Source organism: bacterium (assembly GCA_021372775.1).
In the GTDB taxonomy this organism is placed as follows: Bacteria; Acidobacteriota; Polarisedimenticolia; order J045; family J045; genus JAJFTU01.
Genome location: JAJFTU010000064.1, coordinates 1 through 6,432, shown reverse-complemented (window position 1 = coordinate 6,432; position 6,432 = coordinate 1). Strand labels below are relative to the sequence as shown.

Here is a 6,432-nt window from a genome sequence, read left to right as displayed (position 1 = left end):
GGCGCGCTGTCGGAGGCGAAGGTCGAGACCGGAGACGTGGACGACCTGTCGGTTCCGTACTTGGTGAAGTACGCGTTCGCGCAGGGGGACGCGGCGCTGGCGGCGGGCGGCAAGCTCGTCGTGCGGCCGCGGGACGTGATCGCCAAGCGGCTCGGCCTGCCGATCGACGAAGAGCGCCGCTTCCCGCTCTGGTGGCCGCGTCCGTTCAGCGTCGTCGTCGAGGAGACGTTCGTCGCGCCGGAGGGCTTCAAGGCCGGCGCCCTGCCCGAGGCTAAGAAGCTGAGCGGGCCGGGGCTGACGTTCGAAGGGGCGTGGCGCGTCGGGTCGAAGCCGAACGAGCTGGTCTACGCGGCGAAGGTCGCGGTGGAGAAGACGAAGATCCCGCTCAAGGACTACCCCGCGGCGCGGGCGTTCGCGCTCGAACTACGCAAGGCGCTGGCCGCGGAAGCGACGTTCGAAGGGAAGTGAGGGTGCGCCGCGCCGTCGCCGCGTTCGCCGCGTTCGCGGCCGCCGTCGGCGCGGCGTCGGCCTTCGATCCGCTCGGGTTCTCGCCCCAGCCGCCGCGGAATCCGGCGGAGGAGGAGGCGGCCGCGCCGGCGGTCGTCCTGCTCCACGAAGAGACGTGGCGAATCGAGGGACGCGCGCGGAACGGCGAGGCGGAGAACGTCCTCACCGTCCGCAAGCGCGTGCTGATCAACGACGACGACGGCCGCGCCTGGGCGAACCAGTCGATCGTCTCCTACGAGGAGCCGAGCGGCCGCGAGTGGCGCCTGACCGGCTTCGCGGCGCGCACCGCCCTTCCCGACGGGCGGAAGGTCGAACTGACGGCGGAGATGCGGCACGAAGCGGTGGACGCTCAGGGCGAGACCAAGCGGCGCGAGTTGAAGTTCACGTTCCCCGCCGTCGCGCCGGGCGCGGTGCTCGAATGGGAATACGAGCTGCGGCGCGGCCGCGTGGCGCCGTGGCCGCTGTGGGACGTGCAGGAGTCGATCCCGGTGCGGGAGGCGACCTTCGTCGCGCGCCGCCCGGCGAAGTCCGGACTGGACGTCGCCGCCCACTCCTGCGCGGCGATCGCCCCGTGGTGCGCCGTCGAGACGGCGCCCCCCGACGGCGACGATGTGGTGGACCGCGTCGTCTGCCGCGACGTGCCGGCGTACGCGCGGGAACCGCTCTCGCCGCCGGAGGCGGACACGCGGCTGCGGATGTTCATCGCGCCGCGGGGGGCGTTCGACGACGCGGAGGGCGCCGTGCGCGACCGGCGGCTCGCCGCCTTCGAGGCGAAACGGAAGACGGCGCGGGAGCTGGCCGCGCGCGAGTTCGCGGCGGGAAGCCCGCGCGAGCGTTTCGAGCGGATCGGCGCGTGGATCGCGCGGGAGATCGCGCTCGTTCCGGACGCCGGCGCCGACGCCGCGGACGGCGGGCCGAACAAGACCGCCGACGCGCTGCTGGAGTCGCGCGCGGGCACGGCCGAGGAGGCCGCGATGCTGGCCGTCGTCCTCGCCGAGGAGGCGGGCGTGGACGCCTCGCTCCTCCTGGCGCACGACGTCTCGCGGCAGTCGTGCCGCCTCCCGACGCCGGAGCGCTCGGAGGAGGCGCGGCCGATCGCCGAGGCGGTGGACGGGCGGACGCCGATCCCGTTCGATCCCTCCTGCCGCCATTGCCGCCCGGGGATCGTTTCCGCGGCCTTCTGCGGCGGCTCGGACAACGCGCTGCGCGTCTCCCGCGCGACGGCGCGGCTCCACGCGGCGACGGTCTTCGACGCGGCGTGGATCGGCGTTCCGTGCGCGGCGGCGGAGACGAACGTGCTGACGCGGCGCGAGCGGATCGAGCTCGCGGCGAACGGCTCGGCGCGCGTCGCCGGCGAAGCGGTCTGGGCGGGCCAACTGGAGCAGGAACGGCGCGACGCGTGGAGCGGCGCGACGCCCGAACGCCGGGCGACGGAGTTTCTCGACGGCGAGCCGGGATCGCTCGCGGAAGCGCGCGTCGAGACCGGCGATCCGGACGATCTGTCGCGCTCCTTCGCGGCCAACTACTCGTTCGCCCAGGCCGACGCGGCGCTGGCGGCGGGCGGGACGCTGGTCGTCCGGCCGCGCGACGTCGTGAGCAAGCGGCTCGGCCTGCCCGTCGCGGAGCGGCGCCGACTGCCGCTCTGGTGGCCGCGTCCCTTCACGATCGAGTTCGAGCAGACGTTCGTCGCCCCCGAGGGGTACGCGGCCCGGACGCCGCCGCCCCCCGCGCGGCTCCTCGGCGCGGGCCTGTCGTTCGAGGCCTCGTGGCGCGCGGGAGCGGCGCCGAACGAGCTCGTCTATCGCGCCCGCTTCGCCGTCGCCAAGCAGAAGATCGTTCCGCAGCGCTACGCTTCCGCGCGGGCCTTCGCGCTGGCGTTGAAGAGAGCCCTCGCCGCCGAGGCGACGTTCGAAAGGAGATGAGGATGCCCCGACGCTTCCCGCTGGCCGCGGCGGCCGCGCTCTGCGCCGCGCTCTGCCCCGCGGCGCTCGCCGCGGACTCGGCGCCTTCCTGGGCCGAGCCGTACCTGAGCTCGCCGGCGATCGAGAAGTACAAGGACAAGCCGGCGGTCGTCCTGCTCGAAGAATGGCGGCTGACGGTGCGGAACGGCGAGCGGACCGGCGTCCACCGCGGCGTCGTCCGGATCAACAACGGCGAGGGGCTCGAGGCGGGAGAGGTCGGCGTCTTGTCGACGGGGTTCGTGCGCCAGACGAACCTCCGCGTCTGGACCGTGGACGCGCGCGGCCGCGTGAAGCGGGAGAAGGCGAAGAGCGCGGTCACGGTGTCCTTCTCCGAGGAGATGACGTTCGACGACAGTCAGGCGACGGTCGTCAACGCGGCCGTTGCGCCGGGCGGGTTCGTCGTCTTCGAGGCGGACTACCTCAGCAAGGCCGACTTTCCGCAGGATCGCTTCTTTCCGCAACACGCCTGGCCCACGGCGCGCGCCGTCGTGGCCGTCTCGATCGAGCCGCGCGGCGCGTACACGGCGCGCCTCAAGACGACGCAGGGACTCGCCGCGCAGCCGTCGAGCGAGACGAGCGACGCGGCCGAATGGGTCTTCGAGGACGTGCCGGCGCCGCCGAAGAAGGCGGCGCCGGACGCTCTTGCGCAGTCTTACCTGTTCGCGGCGGTGGACTACGCGCCGGCCGGCGCCCCGCCGACGTTCCGCGACTGGGCGAGCGTCGCGCGCTGGGGCGTCGAGCTCTACCGAATCCCCGCCGTCGCGCCGCCGTCGGTCGCCGCGCTGGCGGCGGAGGTGCGGGCGAGCGGCGGCGATCCGGTCGCCGAGGCGGAGCGCCGCGCCCGCGGGGTCCGCTACTTCGGCACGGAACTGGGCTGGGGCGGACTGAAGCCGCGTCAGCCGGAGGAGACGCTGCGGCGCGCGTTCGGCGACTGCAAGGACAAGGCGCTGCTGATGGTCGCGCTGCTGCGGGAGGTCGGCGTCGAGGCGTATCCGGCGCTCGTCAACCCCCCCGCGCTCCACCAAGTCGATCCGGCCATGCCGGGGCCCGGCTTCGGCCACGCGATCGTCGCCGTGCCTTGGGCGGGGCGCCCGCGCACGCCGGAGATGACGATCATCGACGTTCCCGGTCTCGGCGACGTGCGTTTGATCGACGCCACGCTGTCGGCGACCGTGCAGGCGGACACTGGCAACCTCGTCGGCGGCCGCGCGCTCGTCGTTTCGGAGAAGACGAGCGGCCTCGCGGAGATCACGCCGCGCGTCGATGCGGTGACCGAGCGGCGCGCGGCGACGCGCATCACGCTCGACTCATCCGGCGACGCGTCCGTGCGCGAGGAGATCGTTCTCGACGGACTGCTCGAGCCGTGGGGGTTCGACGACTTCGTGCAGAAGGACGAGCGGCTGCGCAAGGTCGTCTTCCGCCGGCTGGCCGAGGAACGGGGCGCGGTGGACGAGCTGAAGGTCGCGCCGCCGAAGCGGGAGGCGCGCCGCTACGCCTACGACGTCGCCTACCGCTGGAAGGACGCCCTCGCCGGCGGCGGCGCGCTGCGCACGCTCGACCTCGGGCCGTTCTTCGATCTGGACATGCTGCCGGTGGCGGGAGAGGCCGACTCGGCTTCGCGGCGGCTGCCGAGCGACCTGCGGATCGTGGACCGCGTCGAGGTGGAGCTGAAGGGCCGGGCGCCGCAGACGCTGCCCGCGCCGTACCTGCGCGAGATGCCGGCGGCGCGGCTCGAGCTGCGCGCGAAGGCCGAGGGGGACGTCGTCGTCGTGGAGCGGGAGCTGCTCCTGCGCGTGGCGATCCGCGACGCCACCGACGGCGACCTGCGGACTCTGCGGGAGGACCTGCGCCGACTCAACAGCGCGCGCCTCGTCTTGGCGACTCCCTGAGGAATCGCGCGCCGCGCCGCACGACGGTCCGCGCGGGAGCGCGACGCGGCGGGGCTCGACGAGGGAACCCCGGGCTTCCGCCGCGCGGAACGAAAGCGGGGCCGGCGTCTTGCCGACCCCGCCTCGTTTTCCGCCGGACGCGCGCGCTCGACGGCGCCGGTCAGTTCGCGCGGGTCAGCTCGAACGTCTGGCCTTCGATGTTCAGCGCGAGCCCCGTCGCCTTGCCCGCCGCGTCCGTCTTGAAGGCGAACGTCCAGCCGTTGGTCTTGCAGAAGAAGGCGTTCGGCGCCGAGGCGAGCAGCCGCATCTTCGGCTCGCCGAGGCCGTCGAAGACGAGCGCCCCCTCTTCGACGCGGACCTCCGTGGAATAGCTGCGGTAGGCGTACTTCCCGGCGAACGCCGAAAGCGCGGACGCGGGGATCTCGATCGCCTTCGGCTCCATCGACGCGTCGTAGGCCGGCCCCTCGACGGCGTAGACGCGGCCGGCGTCGCCGGCGACGTAGACGAGCCCGTCGCCGACGACCGGCGTGGACTGGATCGCCGCCTCGTCGGCGAACGTGCCGCGGACGTTCCCTTCCGTCAGTTCCAGCGCGTAGAACTCGCCGAGTTGCGTGCCGAAGTAGAGCAGGTCCCCGGCGACGGTCGGCGAGGAGAAGACGCGGCCGCCGGCGTCGTGGGTCCACTTCGCCGCACCGGACTTGGCGTCGAGCGCGCGCACGAACTTGCCGTCGGAGCTGCCCTCGTAGACGACGCCGCGGGCGATCGCGACGCTCGTCGGCGCCCAGGAGCCGTCGTGCGAGGCGCGCCACGCGAGCTTGCCGGTCGCCGCGTCCACGGCGTAGAGATGCGCGTCGCGCGAGCCGAAGTAGACGAGGCCGTCGGCGACGGCGGGGGAGGACTGGATCTCGCCGTTGGGGAAGGAGCGGCTTCCCTCGACCTTGAAGGTCCACTTCGCGGCGCCGGTCGCCGCGTCGAGCGCGTAGAGTCGCCCGGCGAAGTCGCCGGCGAAGACCACGCCGTCGGCCACGGCCGGCGTCGCGCGGACGATCCCCTGCGCGGCGAAGCTCCAGCGCTCCTTGCCGGTCGCGGCGTCCGCGGCGTGGATCTTGCGGTCGCCGCCGCCGACGTAGACGACGCTGTCGGCGACGACCGGCGAGGAGGCGAAGTAGTCCCACGTCCGCACGTTCCCCGCGGGGAACTCGTAGTGGCCGAGCGGCCCGGTCTCGAGCTTCCACAGCTCCTTGCCGTCGGCGAGCGCGAGGGCGCGCAGCGCGCCGTCGCCGCCGACGAAGAAGACGCGGCCGTCGGCGATCGCGGGGGAGGAGGAGACGTCCCCTTCGGTCTTGAACTTCCAGCGCAGCGCGCCGGTCTTGGCGTCGAGCGCGTAGAGGAAGCCGTCCTCGGCGCCGACGGCGAGCGTGCCGCCGGCGAGCGCGGGGGTCGAGCGGATCTTGCCGCCGGTGCGGAACGACCACTTCACTTTGCCCGGGCGGACCGCGGGGCCGGGGCAGACGCCTTCGTGGCGGGGGCCGCCGCGGAACATCGGCGAGTCGGCGAAGGCGGCCGGCGCGACGAGCGCGAGGCCGAGGGCGAGGGCGATGGTCTTTCGCATGGTGTCCTCCGGTGGGGGCGACGGCATTGCACCATGCGTTCCCGCGGCGCGGGCGACGTGTCTCCCCGGACGGTCGGCTGGCCGGCGCCGGCGGCGGGCGCGTATCATCGATTCCGCCATGGCGACCAAGAAGACCCTCTACCGCATCGCGTTCCACAACCAAGGGCAGGTCTACGAGCTCTACGCGCGGAGCGTGTCCCCGGCCGCGCTGCTCGGCTTCGTGGAGATCGAGGACATCGTCTTCGGCCAGAAGACGACGGCGATCGTCGATCCCGGCGAGGAGCGGCTGCAGCGCGAGTTCGAGGGGGTGAAGCGGTTCTTCGTGCCGATGCACGCCGTGGTGCGGATCGACGAAGTAGACAAGCAGGGGACGAGCCGCATCACCGAGGTCGCGGGCAAGGGCGGCAACGTCGCCCCGTTCCCCCTGCCGCTCCCCAAGTCCGACAAACCCTGATCCCGACGC

General features: G+C 73.5%; 5 protein-coding genes. 4 read left to right on the top strand and 1 reads right to left on the bottom strand.

Translation table 11 applies throughout. The annotated features are described in order from the left end of the window. The 3 genes from LLG88_02610 to LLG88_02600 form a co-directional block, all read left to right on the top strand. A partial coding sequence (locus LLG88_02610; GenBank protein MCE5245799.1) for a hypothetical protein occupies positions 1–468 on the top strand: 468 nt, incomplete at its 5' end. Next, a complete protein-coding gene (locus tag LLG88_02605; protein MCE5245798.1) occupies positions 465–2,429 on the top strand; it encodes a DUF3857 domain-containing protein in 1,965 nt (654 codons plus the stop codon). The genes LLG88_02610 and LLG88_02605, both read left to right, overlap by 4 nt. 2 nt (positions 2,430–2,431) lie before the next feature. Beyond that, complete coding sequence (locus tag LLG88_02600; GenBank protein MCE5245797.1) at positions 2,432–4,357, top strand: DUF3857 domain-containing transglutaminase family protein; 1,926 nt, start codon at positions 2,432–2,434, stop codon at positions 4,355–4,357. Positions 4,358–4,517: 160 nt separating this feature from the next. Here the strand turns inward: LLG88_02600 and LLG88_02595 are convergent, their stop codons facing one another. After that, a complete protein-coding gene (locus LLG88_02595) occupies positions 4,518–5,969 on the bottom strand; it encodes a PQQ-binding-like beta-propeller repeat protein (protein ID MCE5245796.1) in 1,452 nt (483 codons plus the stop codon). 118 nt (positions 5,970–6,087) lie between these two features. Here LLG88_02595 and LLG88_02590 point away from each other — a divergent pair, with 118 nt between their 5' ends. Continuing rightward, entirely contained in the window at positions 6,088–6,423 is a 336-nt protein-coding gene (locus LLG88_02590; protein ID MCE5245795.1) for a DUF1820 family protein, read from the top strand. The last annotated feature ends 9 nt before the right edge of the window (positions 6,424–6,432 follow it).